This is a genomic window from Collinsella sp. wc0529 (assembly GCF_046116875.1).
Classification (GTDB): Bacteria; Actinomycetota; Coriobacteriia; order Coriobacteriales; family Coriobacteriaceae; genus Collinsella.
Genome location: NZ_JBJXBO010000002.1, coordinates 93,790 through 109,631, shown reverse-complemented (window position 1 = coordinate 109,631; position 15,842 = coordinate 93,790). Strand labels below are relative to the sequence as shown.

The window sequence follows — 15,842 nt, the reverse complement described above, 5'->3', positions numbered from 1 at the left end:
GGTACCTTACGCCTCGGACTTCTTAGCGTAGATAAACCAGTAGCCGAGCGCGATCAGAACCGCGCCGCCCACGATGTTGCCCAGCGTGGCGGCGGACAAGTTAAACGCAATGCCCGCAGCGTTGAGGGCATCGGCGCCGGCAACGTCGGCACCATAGCCGCACGCGTGCATCACGGCGCCCATGGGCAAAAAGTACATGTTGGCAACGCAGTGCTCAAAACCGCATGCCACAAAGGCGGCGATGGGCAGCAGAATGCCCACAACCTTATCGACCACGGTCTTGCCGGCGGTACCGATCCACACGGCCAGGCACACAAAGATGTTGCACAGGATGCCGCGGAAGAAGATCGTCACCCAGTCGACCGTCACCTTGCCGGCGGCGACGCTCACCATGGAATTGGCGACCGCCTCGCCGTTGAGCTTGTAAATGCCGGCCATGTACACCAAAAAGACGATGAACAGGGCACCGACAAAGTTACCGACCCATACGACGGCCCAGGCCTTGAGCATCTGGACCAGGGTGATCTTTTTACTCTTGAGCGCGCAGACCATAAGCGAATTACCGGTAAACAGCTCGGCGCCGCACACCAGCACGAGCACCAGGCCCAGGCAAAAGCACAGGCCGCCCACGACGCGCTGGGCGCCCCAGCCCAGCGTGCTATCGCTCAAGAACACGGTAAAGAACAGGCCGCCGAAGGCAATGAACGCACCAGCGAACATCGCCAAAACAAAGGCCTTTGCGACCGGCAGGTTGGCCTTGGTCACGCCGGCGCCCTCGGTCTTGGCCTCGATCGCGGCGGGCGCCAGGCAATCGGGAGCGGGGTACTCCGCCTTGGAATCTGCCATGTCAATCACTTCTTTCCTAATCAGCAGGGACAAGCGCTCCTATTGCTCTTGTCCCAAGCGGACAAAGTGGGAAAAGTCGTTGGCGACCACGGCGTCGTACACGGCGTCGACGGCGTCAAAGACCTCCGGGGACATAGGGTTGTAAAACTCCGTATCGCCCGGCTGAATCCCTATGAAGACGATATCTTCGCACGATTGCTCGATTTCCTCGATCAGAATCGACAAAGGGAGCGAATGCGTGGTGAACATCGACTTGCGGGCCACATCGCGCTTATCGAGCAGGCGGATGGCGCCGACGGGCAGCGCCATGTCGGCGGCATCGACCAAGACCAGACGCGGCGGACGCTCGCGCTTGACCTCGATAATGTCGTCCTCGGGCGTTTGGCCTCCGTCGATGGTGTACCAACCGGCGATGGGTGCGTCTTCCATCTTTTTGGAGAGCACGGGGCCGGCGGCATCGTCGGCACGCAGCACGCTTCCCGCCGTGAGCACGATGCCCGCAAACGGGGCGCCATTCACGCGGCCATCCACAACGCGACCCATTACTGCAACCTTCCCGTCAGATACACGCCCGACACATCGCGCACGCGCTCAACCAGATCGCGGAACTTCATCATAAACGCGACCTGCTGGGCATGCAGGCCAAAGTCGTCGTCGAACACCGAGATGCCGGTCTTGGCCGAGCCGCGAAAACCGCGCTCGTCGAGCAGCGTGTCGCAGGCCTCGAGCAGCGACGGCACCGCCGCCTTGTCAAGCTGGCACTCGCCAAAGGAGCGGATGGCCTCGAACTTGGTCTTGGCCTCCCCCTCCGGCAGTGCATCGACGAGCGAATAGAAGACATCCACCGGCACCGACAGGCGCGGCTCAAAGCAATCGAGCACGCCGGTGTGGTGGCCCACGGCGAGCGTGTAGTACAGCACGTCGCAGGCCTCCTGGGGAACGTCTTCCTCGGTCTCCACAAACTTACGCGTGAGCTCATAGAAGACCACCTGGTCGGGCGCATGGCCCAGGCAGGGGTCGGCGACGCCCTCGGCGGCCTCGTCGCTTGCGCGCGAGGCATCGCCAAAAGAACCGCCGAGCATGCCGGGGCCCGCAAAGTAACCAGAGCGGTCCGTGAGCTCCATCTAGCGACCTCCGGCTAGCACCAGATCCTGCAGCGCCGAGTACACCTCGACGCGGCGCGGATCGTCCTGCTTGTCGATGAGCAGCGCCATGGCACCGCGGATATCGCCCTTGGGCGCGCCCTCGAGCGTATCCATAAACTCGTTGGCCAGGTCGCGGCCGTAACGGTAGCCGCTCATGGCGCGAGCCTCGCGCTCGATGGCAACGCGCAGCTTGTACGGCACGCCGGGGTGCAGGATATCGGCCTGCTCGCCGGCGGCCTCCACCGTGGTCTCGGCATGGAGCTTTTGGTCCAGCAGACCGAGCGCCATGGCAAAGCCGTAGACGGTCTGCGCGGGGCTGGGCGGGCAGCCGGGGATGTAGACATCGACCGGCAGAATCTTATCCGTGCCGCCCCAGACGCAGTAGTTGTCATAGAAGATGCCGCCGGTGCAGCCGCACGCGCCATAGGACACCACGATCTTGGGATCGGGTGCGGCCTCAAAGGCGCGCAGGGCCGGCATGCGCATGGCACGCGTCACGGCGCCGGTGTACAGCAGCACATCGGCGTGACGGGGCGAGGGCACGACCTTGATGCCAAAGCGCTCGACGTCGAAGACGGGCGTGATGGAACCGAAGATCTCGATCTCGCAGCCGTTGCAGCCGCCGCAGTCAACACGGTAGACGTACACCGAGCGCTTGATCTTCTTAAGAAGGGTCGCCTTGGCCTTCTCGATGCTCTCGTCGAGCTCGATCTTGGTCGGGCGGTACTGAAGCCGCTCGGGCAAAAGCGTGGGTTCGGCCATGGTTACTCCTCCTTCGTATCAAAATCCATGATGATGCCCTCGACCGGTGCCGGACCGGCGGGAATCTCGGGCGCATCGGGGTTGAGCTCGCGGTCGATATACTCCGGGTTCACGCCGTGGCCGCCCAGATACTCCATGCCGGGGCCCTGGGGCTCACCGGACGCAAGCGTCTCGTTGGCAGCCATGCCGTGCGCGTTGCCGGTCTTTACGGCCGAGGCGGCGCGCAGGGCGTCGAGCTCGCGCTTGCACTCCTGGCACATACCGACGGTACGGGCAGCCTGCTCGGCCTCCATGCCGCCGTCCTTTTGCAGCAGGCGCTTAGCGTAGTCGATCTCCTTGTGCGGGGCAAACGGCTTGCCGCAGCGCGAGCAGTGCTCGAGCGTATAGACGCTCTTGCTGGTGAGGTCGTCCTTGCTCATGACGGCCAGCTCAAACTCCTCGGTGAGCTTGATGGCCTCCATGGGGCAGGCTTCCTCGCAGCGGCCGCAAAAGATGCAGCGGCCGTAGTCGATCGACCAGGTGATGGTATCGGCCGCAAGGTCAGTGTCCATGCGAATGGCATCGGCCGGGCACGCCACGCCGCAGGCACCGCAGGCGATGCAGAGCTCGGCATTGTGCTCGGGCTTGCCGCGCATGTCCTTATTGGTGGGGAACGGCGCAAACGGGTACTTGACCGTCGCGTCGCCGGCCTTGGCGTTAACCTTCCAAAGCTTCAGCATATTAGAGCGCCTCCTCATCGAGCGGAGCGGCCATGGTGCCCTCGCCCGCAAGCGGCGACTTGTCGCGCCAGACGTTCTCGAACTGCTCCTTGTCGAGCACGTGGTCGCGCTTGGCGGCGACATCGGTCACCGTCACGCGGTCGGTGCAGGAGTAGCACGGGTCGAGCGAGCCGACGATCAGCGCCGCGTCGCCCACGGTGTTGCCGCGGAACATGTAGCGCAGGACCGGCCAGTTGCTGTACGTGGCCGCCTTGGCGCGCCAGCGGTAGCACTTCTGGTTGTTGCCGAGCATGGCCCAGTGCACGTCCTCGCCGCGCGGCGCCTCGGTGGCGCCGATGGCGTACTTGTGCGGGGTGTACTCCCAATCCGTGGTGAGGATGGGGCCCGACGGGCAGTTCTCGAGCATGGTCTCGATCATGTCGATCGAATCGTAGACCTCCTGGATGCGAACGGCGGTACGGCCGAAGGCATCGCAGGTGTCGGCCGTGGCAGCATGCATCTTTTGGACATCCGGATCGGCGTAGCCGTCGAAGGGATGGTCAAAGCGCACGTCGCGGGCATAGCCAGAGCCACGCATGAGCGGGCCGACCGGCGAGAAGTCGCGAGCGATCTTGCGGTCCAGAATGCCGATACCGCTCGTACGCTCAATAAAGTTGGGCGTGGAGAGCAGCATATCGACGAGCTCCTGAACCTCGGAGCGCAGCTGGTGGATGGTCGTGAGCGTGGAGAGCTTCTGCTCGGCCAAAATGTCGCGACGCACGCCGCCGATCACGTTGAGACCGTAGGTCTTGCGGTGACCGGAGAGCTTCTCGGCCAGGTCCATGGACTTCTCGCGGACGCGGAAGAACTGCTGGAAGCCGGAGTCGAAGCCCGTGTAGTGCGACGCCAGGCCAATGTTGAGCAGATGCGAGTGCAGACGCTCGACCTCGAGCATGATGGCACGGATGTACTGGGCGCGCGGCGGGACATGAATGCCCTGCGCGCGCTCGACGGCCTCGGCATAGGCCACCGAGTGAGCGCAGCCGCAGATGCCGCAGATACGGTCGGCGAGGAACGTCACGGCGTCATAGTTCAGGCGCGTCTCGGCGACCTTCTCCATGCCGCGGTGCACGTAGAACAGACGGTAGTCGGCATCGACGATCGTCTCGCCCTCGACGAACAGGCGGAAGTGGCCAGGCTCGTCGGAGGTAATGTGCAGCGGGCCCATGGGGACGAGCGTCGTCTCCTTGCCCTTGGTATCGGCCAAGAACTCGTAGTTTTCCATGTCGCTCGCGGGAGCGGGACGGAAGCGGTAGTCCATGGAGTCCTTGCGCAGCGGGTACAGGCCGCTGGGCCAATCGTCGGGCAGCACCAGGCGACGACGATCGGGCAGACCCTCAGGGATCAGGCCAAACATATCGCGCAGCTCGCGCTCGCCCCACACGCAGGCGGGGACGAACGGCGTCACGGACGGGAACGTCATCTTGGCGGGATCGACCTCGGTGCGCACGGTCACCCAGCCGGGGTCCTCCCCCTCCATGGAGATAACGTAGTACACGGCGTAACGGCCGCACAGACTGCGCTCGTCGTTGCCGATGATCACGGGAATCCAGCCGTAGCGCTCGTAATACAGGTAGTGGACGGCCTCGGGCAGCTTGTCCTGCTTGACGGTGATCGTCAGCTGGTCCTCGCACTGCCACTCGACCTTCTCGATGCAGCCCGGAACGGCGCGGCGCAGGGCCTCGACATGGCTCTCGCAGCGACGGGCATACACCTTGTTCTCAGTTTCAATCATTCGTTACTCCACCTCGCTCTGAGCGGTCTCGGTACCGAACACAGCGCGGTACATCGGCGTCGCGTGAAGTTCCTCGGTGCTCTGCTCGAGCACGATGCCGGTCGCGGTCTCCACACCGTGCACGAGGGGCAGCGGGGTGGCGATGCCAAACCACAAGATCATGACGGCCAGGATGATTTCGGGGATAAGCATGAGCGCCGGGGCCTCATGCTTGCCCATGCCCTGGGGCGCATGGCCGAATACCGACTTGAGTGCGATACGGGTGAGCGCGGAGATGGCCACGGTAAGACCGAGGGCGACCACGACGACCAGCCACATGGGACCGGCGGTAACACCGGCGACAAAAGTCAGGAACTCGGAGATAAACATGCCGAAGGGCGGGAAGGCACCGAGGCCGAGCAGCGCCAGGACGGCGAGCGCGGCGGTTGCGGGGGCAACCTCGACGACGCCCTGGATCTTAGCCAGGCTACGCGTGCCAAAGGCGTGCTGGATGTTGCCGGACACGCAGAAGGCAAGCGTCTTGGTAAAGCTGTGGAACACGCAGTGCAGCAGGGCCGCGGCGATACCCAAAGGGCCACCGATACCCAGGCACAGGGCGATAACGCCCACGTTCTCCACAGACGAGTACGCAAAGCGGCGCTTGAGGTCGTCCTGGCGAAACATCGAGAGTGCCGCCACCAAAATGGACAGCGTGCCGACGATCAACAGCAAAAGTTGCGGATACTCGGCGCCCACGGCCTGGATGGTAAAGCCGTAGAAGCGCATGATCACAAGCATGGCGCACTTAAGCAGAACACCCGAGAGCAGGGCCGAGACAGGGCTCGGGGCCTGGGAGTGGGCATCGGGCAGCCAAGTGTGCATGGGGAACAGGCCGGCCTTGGTGCCAAAGCCGATCACGATAAACGCAAAGGCGAGGCGCATGAGCGTCGGGTCGAACTGGTCGGCATACGGCAGCACGCACGACAGGAATGCGGCCTCGTGGGCGTTGGGAATCACGTCGGCGGCGTTGGCGTAGATCAGCAGCGTACCGAACAGGCCAAAGGCCACGCCGGCGGTGCAGACCATCGCATACTTCCAAGAAGCCTCGAGGGCCGTCTTGTTCTTGTAGATACCTACGAGGAACACGGTGGAAAGCGTGGTTGCCTCCACGGCGGCCCACGTGAGGATCATGTTGTTGGAAAGGCACGCGAGCAGCATGGTGAACACAAACAGGCTAAACAGCGCAAAATACTGCTTGGCGCGCTCGGCGGGCATGGAGCCCTCCTCGATATCGGCCTTTACATAGGGCAGCGAGAACAGCCCCGTAAGAAAACCGATAAAGCCGATGAGCAGCACAAAGATGGCGCCCAGCGAATCGAGGTGAAACCACAGGCCAAGAGCGCTCGCGGTGTCGCCGCTCATAAGGACGTCACCGGCCGTCATAATCGACAGCACCAGGACGGCTGCGACGGAGACCAGGTTAAGACCGGCAAACACGTTATAAGACGTGTTCTTGGGCAAAAACGCCATGACCAGCGAGAACACCAAAGGAGTCGCGAGCAGGGCGAGAATCAACGTTTCCATGGACTACCCCCTCAGCTCGGACAGGTCGCGCGCATCAAGCGAGTGGGAGTCGTCCCAAATGCGACGCACGACGATGGACATGATGATGACGGCAAAGATGGCGTCGGTGGCGATACCGATCTCGATGATCTCGGGAGCGGTGGGGGCCAAAAGCGCGAGCGTCACATGGCTGCCGTTTTCCATAAGGCAGTATCCAAAGATCTGCTTCATGATGTTGCGCTGCGAAATGATGCAGGTGAGGCCCACAAAGAAGTGAGCGAAGCTAATAGCGAGCGCAGGCGTTGCGACCTCGGCCGTGGGCAGGCTGATCTGCGTCACGACGGCAAAGCAAATCGCAACCTCGACGGCGATGATGCAAATGGCCCACGCGGGCTTGAGGCCGGCCTTGAGCGATGCGTCGCTCGGCTCGCCCATCTTCTTGTATGCGCGGTTGAGGATGTAAGGGACCAGGACGACCTTAGTGATAAAGGCAGATCCAGCCCACATAAGCAGCTCCTGCGCACCGGTGGTGGCACCGAGCGTAGCGAGCAGACCCACGAGCACCAGCGACTGCACCGCATACCAGCTGATGGCATGCTTGATGTTCTTGGAGACGACCACCATGGTGGACGTGACGATCAGAAGGCCGCCAAGGATGTTGACGATCGAATAACCCATGTCGTTCTACCTCCTAACCGATCCAGCTGGCCGAAAGCGGGCCGCTGACGATAACCATGATGATGAGCACGATGAACACAAACGCCATCGCGCGGGGAAGCGGGGCTCCCGCAGCGACCTCGTCGCTCGGCTCGCCGGGCAGGCAATAGCCCATCCACTTGAGGAACCAGGCGAAGGTGGCGACGGTCTCGGCGACCATGATGCACACGAGCACCAGGATCGCGACGTTGCCGGCACCCACAGAAAAGCCGCCGGCAATGATCTGGAACTTCGAGAAGAACGTGTTCATGGGCGGCACGCCGGCAATAGCGAGTGCCGCGACACCAAAGCCCACGCCCGAGATCGGGTACTTCTTTACGATGCCGCGAAGCTTGGGCAGCATACGCGTGCCGAGCGTAAAGGAGAACGAACCGGCGATCAGGAAGAACAGCGTCTTGGCGAAAGCATGGTTAAAGATGTGGCAAACTGCGCCATCAAAGGCCAGCTGGCTGCCAAAGACCGAAAGGCCCAGACCAAAGAACACATAGGAGAGCTGGGCGATCGTGGAGAAGGCCAGCAGGCGCTTCATGTCCTTTTGCGGCAGGTACATAAGGAAACCAAAGAGCATGGTGACCATGGCGTCGATAATGGCGACCCAGCCCACGATCTCGGGAATCTCGCCGGCAGAGACGAGTGCACGCGCGAACACGCACACGCCGACCTTGACCATCGAGGCACCATGCAGGTAGGCCGAAACAGGCGTCGGCGCCTCCATGGCCGAAGGCAGCCACATGTACATGGGGACCTGTGCGGACTTGGCCCAGGCCGCAAACAGCACGAGCAAAAGGACGATAGCCTTGAGCTTGGCATCGAGGCCGGCAATCGCGGTAATGGCGAAGGTACCGGTGTGGGCAAACACGATGGCGGCGCCCAGATACAGGCCGAGCGCACCGATATGCGTGATGATCAGGGCCTTCATGCCGGCCTTCTTGGCCGTAGGCGACATGTAGTAGCTGATGAGGCCCCAAGAGCACGCACCCGTGATCTCAAAGAACACGAGCTGGCCCAAAAGGGTCGAGCTGTACACAAGGCCGGCCATGGCGCCGATGAAGGTCGCGAGGTACGCGTAGAAGCGACGACGCGGCGCGTCGGGATGCTCACGGTTATTCTCGCTCATATAGGGAATCGAATAGATCACGACAAGCAGGCCGATACCCACAAAGGCGGGCGCGAGCAGCGTGCTCATGCGATCGAAGGTGAATCCCATGACGAGGGTCTGCCCAAACGAGATCAGGGGGACCTGCGTGTCGGGCATGCCGGCGCCAGCGAAATTCGCGGCGAGGGCGATGGTGCAGACCGTCGAGACGGCGGCACCCAAAACGCTGAACCACTTGGCGTACGGACGGGGGAACAGGGCGACGAGCACCGAGGCCACCATCGGGGCCGCGATAGCGACCAAGCCGAGAAGGGACAGACTGACTGCAAATGACATTGTTTCTCCCTTCTCCTACACGCCGACGACCACGAAGACAAACGCCAGCACGGCGATGCCCACGACAGCCCAGGTCTGATTGCCAAGCACCTTAAAGCGCGAACGCGAGCAGGAGTTCTCGATCACGCCGCATACGACAAAGTCGATCAGGCACTTCACCAGGAAGATGACTGCGCCCAGAACGGCGGCGGCGCCCACGGTCGCGGGCTCGCCCCAGGGGACGAAGATCGCGCAGAACCAGGCGACGACCAGGACCTGCTTCATGGACATGGCGAGCTTGGCCATCGCAAGCGACGGGCCGGAAAGCTCGGCGAGCGGGCCCTCCTGAAGCTCCTGCTCGGCCTCGGCCTGATCAAACGGCAGCTTGCCGAGTTCCATGTAGCAGGCAATCGCAAAGGCGATGCCGGCGAGGATTACGGCGACCGGCGCGTCGATGGCGCCCGTCATGATGTGCTGACCCATGGTGGCGATGTCGGTGGAACCGCACACCAGGGCGGCGGCAAACAGCGCCAGCAGCATGGACGGCTCGATGAGCACGCTCATGAGCAGCTCGCGGACGCCGCCGATACCGGCATAGGCGTTGGACGAATCCACGCCGCAGAGGGCGAAGAAGAAGCGGGCGAGCGCCAGGCTGTACATGATGGTGATGGCGTCACCAAAGACCGGGATGGGGCTTTGTGCCGTAAAGAGCGGCAGGCCCATCGCGAGCATAAAGGCGACGGCGAAGAACAGCGGCGGCATAATGCGCAGCGCAAAGCTCGCGTCCTCGCTCTGGGACTCGGGGCGCGCAAAGAGCTTGGCCAGGTCGCGATAGTCCTGCATGATGCTGGGGCCGCGACGGTTGTGCATCTTGGCGCGGATCACGCGGCCGAGACCGGAGAAGAACGGCGCGACGGCCATGACGACCACGCCCTGCAGAACGGCAAGTACGATGTTGTTCATGCTCTCCCCTCCTTAACCCATTTGCACGGCGAGCACGAGGAACACCACGAGTGCCGCGACGATGTAGCAGATATAGATGCTGTAGTTGCCACCCTCGAGCTTAGTCGCGAGGTCGGCGAGCTTCTCGACACCCTTATGCGGGGCATCGACGAGAACCTTGTCGGGTACGGGCTCCACAGCCTCGGCCACACCGGTGAGCTTCTGGAAGAAGTGCGCGATGGACCAGCAGACGGCCGTGCAGCGGTCGCGCAGCGTGTAGAGCGGCTGCATAAACCAGGACACCTCGGAGGCAAAGGTCGTGGCCACGACGGGCATATGCTCGTTAGGAGCATAGCCGCATGCCCACGGCTGGGACTTCTGCACCTTGCCGACGGTCTTGAGCTTGCGATAACCGCAGGCAAGACCGACGAGCACCACGAGCGCAATAGCGATCGCGGGCGTGGAGGTGGCAGCGCCGGAGTACTGGTTCATGAGCTCCATGCCCTCGGCGGCAAACACGCCGCCGTACGGATGCAGCACGGACGCGGCGACATCGACCAGCACGGGCGCGATCACGGGAGCGCCAATGCCCAGCACGACGCAGATGGCCGCGAGCAGGCCCTGCGCGAACACCATGGGGGCGGGAACCTCCTTGGCATTGGCCGCAGCCTCGGAACGGGGCGCGGAGGCAAAGGAGACGCCATAGGCCTTGACGAAGCACGTGACAGCCAGCGCGCCGGTAATGGCAAGCGCGACGGCAGCGAACACGGCCACGATCATGACGGCCTTGTCGCCCTGCATGGCGGCATTAAACAGCGACTGGTAGGTAAACCACTCGGAAACAAAGCCGTTGAAGGGCGGGATGGCCGAGATGGCAAGCGCGCCAACGAGGAAGCAGATGGCCGTTGCCGGCATACGACGGAACAGGCCGCCCATCTTCTCCATATTGCGCGTACCCGTGGAGTACAGCAGCGCACCGGCGCCCAAGAACAGCTCGCCCTTAAACATCGCGTGGTTAAACGTGTGGTAGAGGGCGGCCATCAGAGCCAGGACGGCGATGCCGACCGAGTTGAGCGCCATAGCGGCCATGGAGGCGCCGACGCCGAGCAGAATGATGCCGATGTTCTCGACGGAGTGATAGGCCAGCAGGCGCTTGATGTCATGCTCCTGCAGGGCGAAGGCCACGCCGAGGACCGACGAGATCGCACCGAAGACCATGACCATAAGGCCCCACCAGACCTGAACGCCCGAGGCGGAAAGCAGGTCGAGGCCCACCTTGAGGATGCCGAAGATACCGATCTTGATCATGCCGCCGGACATGAGGGCCGACACGTTGGACGGCGCCTCGGGATGTGCCTTGGGCAGCCAGCCGTGCAGCGGAATGATACCTGCCTTGGCGCCAAAGCCAAAGAAGGCGAGCACGAAGCACACGGATGCGACCGCAGGGCTAAACTGCGTGGCGCGGAAATCCGCAAAGGCAAACGAGCCACCGGCGAAGTTGGTCATGGTGAGGAAGCTCGCCATGATGAGCACAAAGCCCACGTGCGCGATCACAAAGTAGAGCCAACCGCCATGGATGGAGTTCTCGTTCTCCTCGATCACGACCAGGAAGTACGAGGTCAGCGACATGAGCTCGAAGGCGACCAGGAACCAAAACACGTTGTCTGCGGTAATGACGAGCATCATGGACGCCACGAAGGTGTTAAAGAAGAAACCGGCGCGGCCCTTTTTGCCCGGGTACTCATCAAAGTAGTTGAGACCGTAGATCGAACCGGCAAACGCGAGCACCGAGATGAGCGCCACGAACAGGCCGGACAGCTGGTTGAGCAGCAGCTGGAAATGGGCAAACGGGAAGAACACGATGGTGTCGACCGACGTGACATCGCCCAGCACGGCCTGGATACCGGCCACAAACGAAAGCACCGCGGCGACGGCGCCGATAAGGCAGCCGGCGGTCTTGGCGGCGTTATCGGCCTTGATCAGCAGAACCGAGGCGAGCGCACCGATGCACGAGACGGCAAGCGATGCGATAAACAGCGTCATGCTATCCATTGTTTTCGCTCCCTTCTGCTTTCTCGGACAGGCCCTGGGCCACAGCGGTAACGTCGACAACCGGACCGTTTTCGATCGAGCGCAAGCGCTTGGCCTCGTCGAGCTCGCGATCGGCCGCGCCGCCCATGACGGTCAGCGCCTTGGTGGGGCACGCCGCCACACAATGCGGGCCGTCCGGATCGAAGGCGCACAGGTCGCACTTGATAGCGCAGGTGTACTGGCCAGGAGCCCACGTAAGCAGGCTGCTCAGGGACTTAGGATACGAAGGCGTCGGGTCGCACATGCCTGCGACACCGGCGATAGACGTGCCATCGGGATGGATGGCTCCGAAGGGGCACGCTATGGCGCACAGCCTGCACCCGATGCACTCCTGCTCCTTGACGTGGATGCGGTCGCCATCGTGCTCGAAGGCATTCACCGGGCAAACCTCGGCGCAGGGGGCACCCTCGCAATGGTGGCAGGCAAGGGCGGCCGAAATACCGCCGGTCTTCACGAGCGCCAGGCGCGGCGTATCCTGAAGGCCCTGCATCCGGTGGGCGTCGGCACAGGCGGACTGGCATGTTCCGCAGCCGATGCATCTCTCCGGGTTGATGTCGATGAAGCGGTTCATCCCCACTTCCTTTCAAAATAACGGGCCGGGCTCCCGAACGTACGGGACGCCCGGCCCAAATAGCCAACGAGAACGGGACTACACGATTTGATTCACGTGCGTCTCGTCGTCGAACTTGGCGGCACCGGGCTCAACGTCCTGGGGAGCGGCGGCGTCCACCAGAGCCTGCTTGAGCTCGGTGTACTGACGCTCGACCTCGCCCTCGGCCCAGACCTGGTCGGCGATAGCGTCGACCTGGCAGGCGGAGAACTTGTCCTCGGGCGTATGCGAGACCGGGTCGACCTTATGGATGGTCAGCTCGTTGCACTTGCCGATCCACCACTGGTAGGTCATATAGACCGTGCCCTTGTTGATGCGATCGCTCACGTCGGCGCGGCTGTATACCTGGCCGCGGCGGCTGTGAATCGAGACGATGTCGCCATTCTTGATGCCGCGCGCCTGGGCGTCCGCGGGATTCATGCGGACAAAGCCGGGCTCGTCGGCAAGCAGCGCCAGCGTCTTGCAGTTGCCGGTCATCGAGCGGCAGCTGTAGTGGCCGACCTCGCGGACGGTGCACAGGATGAGCGGGTACTCATCGTCGGGAAGCTCGGAGGGCGCCTCCCAGTCGTGCGCCATCAGGTTGGCGCGGCCGTCCTTGGTGGTGAACTTGCCACCAGCGAACATGTCGGGCGTACCGTGGTCGTTCACATCGGTGCTCTTGACGGGCCACTGGGCGTAACCGCCCTCGGGAGCCATCTTCTCGTAGGTCGCGCCCACAAAGTTGGGGCACAGGCTGATGCACTCGTTCCAGATCTGCTCGGTGTTGTCGTAGTGCATGGGGTAGCCCATACGTGTAGACAGGTCCGCGAAGATCTCCCAGTCGTGACGGCACTCGCCCTTGGGAGGAACGGCCGCGTCAAAGTGCTGGAAGCTACGGTCGGATGCGGTAAAGACACCTTCGTGCTCGCCCCAAGAGGTAGCGGGCAGGATGACGTCGGCGAGCATGGTCGTCTGCGTCATAAAGATGTCCTGGCAGATGAACAGATCCAGCTCGGAGAGCGTCTTGCGCATTCCGGCCGAATCGGGCTCGGTCTGGACCGGGTCCTCGCCGTAGTTGTAGAAGCAGTGCACCTTGCCCTCGTCGACCAGGTGACCCAGGTCGGTGAGCTTGTAGCCCTCCTCGAGCGGGAGCTTTTCCTCGGGCACGCCCCAAGCCTTGGCAAACTTGGCACGCACTGCCGGGTCGGTGACCTTTTGGTAGCCAGGGTACAGGTTGGGCAGCATGCCCATATCGCAGGAGCCCTGGACGTTGTTCTGACCACGCACGGGCGCGAGGCCGGAATTGGGTTTGCCGATCTGGCCGGCAACGCAGGCGATGGAGGCGATGGTGTGCACCGTCTTCAGGTTCTGCTTCTGCTGGCATACGCCCATACCCCAGCCAATGATGGCAGAGGGCTTCGCCGTGGCGTACATCTCGGCAGCTTGGTGGATCAACGCGGGCTCGACACCCGTGATGTCCTGTACGGATTCGGGAGTGTAATTCTTGATGGTCTCCCACCACTCGTCAAAGCCGTTCGTGTGCTCGGCGACGAATTCCTTGTCGTAGAGGCCATCGTTGACCAAGCAGTTGGCAAAGGCGTTGAGGAACGCGACATTGCAACCGTTCTTGATCGGAAGGTAGAGATCGGCGATACGCGCGGTTTCGATATGGCGCGGGTCGGCGACGATGATCTTGCAACCCTTTTCTTTGGCTCGCACGATACGCCTTGCGACGATGGGGTGCGAATCGGCAGGGTTATAGCCGAAGAGGAAAATGCAGCCCGCATCCTCCATACCGGGGATGGAGCATGACATGCAACCTGAACCAACCGTGTCCATCAGACCGAGGACAGTAGGGCCGTGTCAAGTACGGGCGCAGTTGTCCACGCTGTGGGTGCCGATGCACGCACGCGTAAACTTCTGCATGACGTAGTTCGCCTCATTGCCGCCGCCTCGCGAAGAGCCGGTGGTCATGACAGCGTTAGGACCATATTCGTCAATTATGGCCTGCATCTTAGATGCGGTGAAATCCAGTGCCTCGTCCCAGCTTACGCGCTCAAGATCCGCGCCCTTAGTGCGGCGGATCATCGGGTGCAGTACGCGAGGAGTCAAGATCTTGGTGTCGTTGATGAAGTCGTAGCCGCTCATGCCCTTAAGGCACAGCTCGCTCTGATTGGTGATGCCGTTGAGCGGTTCGGTACCCACGACCTGGCCGTTTTGGACCAAGAGGTTAAACTGGCAACCGGCGCCGCAGTACGGGCAGATCACTTTATGCTTCTCCATGACACCCTCCTTCCTTTCTCTGCTACCGAATGCTCGGTACGTATTTGACAATCGTTGGGCTTGTATGGCCGCCCGCCTATGCCTCGTTTTCGATGGTGGCGCGGGCGCGCTCGGCAGTCAGTTCTGCCAGGCGCTCCTCGTCTACCAGGGTGAGGCCCTTGGTCGGGCACGCCTCGGCACATGCCGGACCGCCGGGACGGTCCACGCACAGGTCGCACTTGAGCACGAAGCTCTTAGTCTGCGAACCCACTCGCACGTCACCCATCAAGACGGGGACCTGCGTGGTCGCCACGCTCACGGCGCCAAAGGGGCATGCCATGACGCAGCTCTTGCAGCCGATGCAGTTGTCCTCGTTGACGCCGATGCGATGGTTCTTTGGATCAAAGAACAAGGCGCCCGTAGGACAGGCCTTCGCGCACGGGGCATCCTCGCAGTGATGGCAAGCCACCGGTGCGGAGATCTCGTACGTACGCGTCACGCGCAGGCGCGGCGCGGCGATGTTGCCGGGAATATCGTGTGCCTCGATGCACGCCGCCATACAGGTTTGACACCCAATGCAGCGTGAAGAATCAGCCACGACTCGTTTATTGCCCATGTTGTTCACTCCCTCCTGAATCCCATGCCGGAGAGACCCTGTCGACGTTGCCCCGGACCGCCCGTGGTCCGGCATCGGCGTATCGAGTGCATGCGGCGAAACAGGCACTTCGATAGAGTTCCTCCAACGATATACAGGCTAAATATACGCAGTTGCAGGTGGCAAACTTGAGCATAGGCCCTGCAATACGGGTGTATTGCAGGGGTTTTGGCAGGTTGGAATTATTCTCTAGAAGCTATAAAGGTGAGTGTATTACATGCGTACGCCTCAGAGATTTTTATGCGCTCTCATTTTGGATGTACTACGCTTGTATTCGTGTTTATGGTTATCAACTTGAGTGAAATAAAGTAATCGTTATAAGATGCTCAAGTATCGGCACATGCCGCATTTGACCGACTATAATGCACGCTCATTAAGGGGGCCAGT

At 62.1% G+C, this 15,842-nt stretch carries 14 protein-coding genes; all 14 read right to left on the bottom strand.

Translation table 11 applies throughout. From position 1 onward, the window contains the following. Positions 1-6 precede the first annotated feature (6 nt). Complete coding sequence (locus tag ACKUTP_RS07095; RefSeq protein ID WP_349127593.1) at positions 7-846, bottom strand: formate/nitrite transporter family protein; 840 nt, start codon at positions 844-846, stop codon at positions 7-9. A gap of 39 nt (positions 847-885) precedes the next feature. Then, a complete protein-coding gene (hycI, locus tag ACKUTP_RS07090) occupies positions 886-1,389 on the bottom strand; it encodes a hydrogenase maturation peptidase HycI (RefSeq protein WP_349127594.1) in 504 nt (167 codons plus the stop codon). After that, positions 1,389-1,970 carry a formate hydrogenlyase maturation HycH family protein gene (locus tag ACKUTP_RS07085; RefSeq protein WP_409063934.1) on the bottom strand — a complete coding sequence of 194 codons (582 nt, stop codon included), beginning with the start codon at positions 1,968-1,970 and terminating at the stop codon, positions 1,389-1,391. The genes hycI and ACKUTP_RS07085 overlap by 1 nt, the downstream gene beginning before the upstream one ends. Further along, positions 1,971-2,753, bottom strand: coding sequence for an NADH-quinone oxidoreductase subunit B family protein (locus ACKUTP_RS07080; RefSeq protein ID WP_006234107.1), 783 nt, complete (start codon positions 2,751-2,753; stop codon positions 1,971-1,973). A gap of 2 nt (positions 2,754-2,755) precedes the next feature. Then, on the bottom strand, positions 2,756-3,472 hold the full coding sequence (locus tag ACKUTP_RS07075) for a formate hydrogenlyase complex iron-sulfur subunit (RefSeq protein WP_409063933.1): 717 nt from the start codon (positions 3,470-3,472) through the stop codon (positions 2,756-2,758). 1 nt (position 3,473) lies between these two features. After that, entirely contained in the window at positions 3,474-5,246 is a 1,773-nt protein-coding gene (locus tag ACKUTP_RS07070; protein WP_409063932.1) for an NADH-quinone oxidoreductase subunit C, read from the bottom strand. Between the two features lie 3 nt (positions 5,247-5,249). Next, a complete protein-coding gene (locus tag ACKUTP_RS07065) occupies positions 5,250-6,809 on the bottom strand; it encodes a hydrogenase 4 subunit F (protein ID WP_409063931.1) in 1,560 nt (519 codons plus the stop codon). A gap of 3 nt (positions 6,810-6,812) precedes the next feature. Beyond that, positions 6,813-7,466, bottom strand: coding sequence for a hydrogenase 4 membrane subunit (gene hyfE / locus ACKUTP_RS07060; RefSeq protein WP_195363860.1), 654 nt, complete (start codon positions 7,464-7,466; stop codon positions 6,813-6,815). Positions 7,467-7,479: 13 nt separating this feature from the next. After that, on the bottom strand, positions 7,480-8,937 hold the full coding sequence (locus ACKUTP_RS07055; protein WP_055286165.1) for a hydrogenase 4 subunit D: 1,458 nt from the start codon (positions 8,935-8,937) through the stop codon (positions 7,480-7,482). Positions 8,938-8,952: 15 nt separating this feature from the next. Further along, a complete protein-coding gene (locus ACKUTP_RS07050; RefSeq protein ID WP_022095201.1) occupies positions 8,953-9,879 on the bottom strand; it encodes a respiratory chain complex I subunit 1 family protein in 927 nt (308 codons plus the stop codon). Positions 9,880-9,891: 12 nt separating this feature from the next. Next, positions 9,892-11,910 (bottom strand): hydrogenase 4 subunit B, encoded by a 2,019-nt coding sequence (gene hyfB, locus ACKUTP_RS07045; RefSeq protein ID WP_215673407.1) that lies wholly within the window; start codon positions 11,908-11,910, stop codon positions 9,892-9,894. After that, positions 11,903-12,520: a 4Fe-4S dicluster domain-containing protein gene (locus ACKUTP_RS07040; RefSeq protein ID WP_409063930.1), complete on the bottom strand. Its 618-nt coding sequence runs from the start codon at positions 12,518-12,520 to the stop codon at positions 11,903-11,905. The genes hyfB and ACKUTP_RS07040 overlap by 8 nt, the downstream gene beginning before the upstream one ends. A gap of 78 nt (positions 12,521-12,598) precedes the next feature. Continuing rightward, positions 12,599-14,821, bottom strand: coding sequence for a formate dehydrogenase subunit alpha (fdhF, locus tag ACKUTP_RS07035; protein ID WP_082421866.1), 2,223 nt, complete (start codon positions 14,819-14,821; stop codon positions 12,599-12,601). A 76-nt stretch (positions 14,822-14,897) separates the two neighbouring features. Beyond that, a complete protein-coding gene (locus tag ACKUTP_RS07030) occupies positions 14,898-15,416 on the bottom strand; it encodes a 4Fe-4S dicluster domain-containing protein (RefSeq protein ID WP_022095206.1) in 519 nt (172 codons plus the stop codon). Positions 15,417-15,842: the final 426 nt, after the last annotated feature.

Coding starts and splice junctions, on each gene's coding strand:
- ACKUTP_RS07095 (WP_349127593.1), bottom strand. CDS start 846: ATGGCAGATTCCAAGGCGGAGTACCCCGCTCCCGATTGCCTGGCGCCC.
- hycI (WP_349127594.1), bottom strand. CDS start 1,389: ATGGGTCGCGTTGTGGATGGCCGCGTGAATGGCGCCCCGTTTGCGGGC.
- ACKUTP_RS07085 (WP_409063934.1), bottom strand. CDS start 1,970: ATGGAGCTCACGGACCGCTCTGGTTACTTTGCGGGCCCCGGCATGCTC.
- ACKUTP_RS07080 (WP_006234107.1), bottom strand. CDS start 2,753: ATGGCCGAACCCACGCTTTTGCCCGAGCGGCTTCAGTACCGCCCGACC.
- ACKUTP_RS07075 (WP_409063933.1), bottom strand. CDS start 3,472: ATGCTGAAGCTTTGGAAGGTTAACGCCAAGGCCGGCGACGCGACGGTC.
- ACKUTP_RS07070 (WP_409063932.1), bottom strand. CDS start 5,246: ATGATTGAAACTGAGAACAAGGTGTATGCCCGTCGCTGCGAGAGCCAT.
- ACKUTP_RS07065 (WP_409063931.1), bottom strand. CDS start 6,809: ATGGAAACGTTGATTCTCGCCCTGCTCGCGACTCCTTTGGTGTTCTCG.
- hyfE (WP_195363860.1), bottom strand. CDS start 7,466: ATGGGTTATTCGATCGTCAACATCCTTGGCGGCCTTCTGATCGTCACG.
- ACKUTP_RS07055 (WP_055286165.1), bottom strand. CDS start 8,937: ATGTCATTTGCAGTCAGTCTGTCCCTTCTCGGCTTGGTCGCTATCGCG.
- ACKUTP_RS07050 (WP_022095201.1), bottom strand. CDS start 9,879: ATGAACAACATCGTACTTGCCGTTCTGCAGGGCGTGGTCGTCATGGCC.
- hyfB (WP_215673407.1), bottom strand. CDS start 11,910: ATGGATAGCATGACGCTGTTTATCGCATCGCTTGCCGTCTCGTGCATC.
- ACKUTP_RS07040 (WP_409063930.1), bottom strand. CDS start 12,520: ATGAACCGCTTCATCGACATCAACCCGGAGAGATGCATCGGCTGCGGA.
- ACKUTP_RS07030 (WP_022095206.1), bottom strand. CDS start 15,416: ATGGGCAATAAACGAGTCGTGGCTGATTCTTCACGCTGCATTGGGTGT.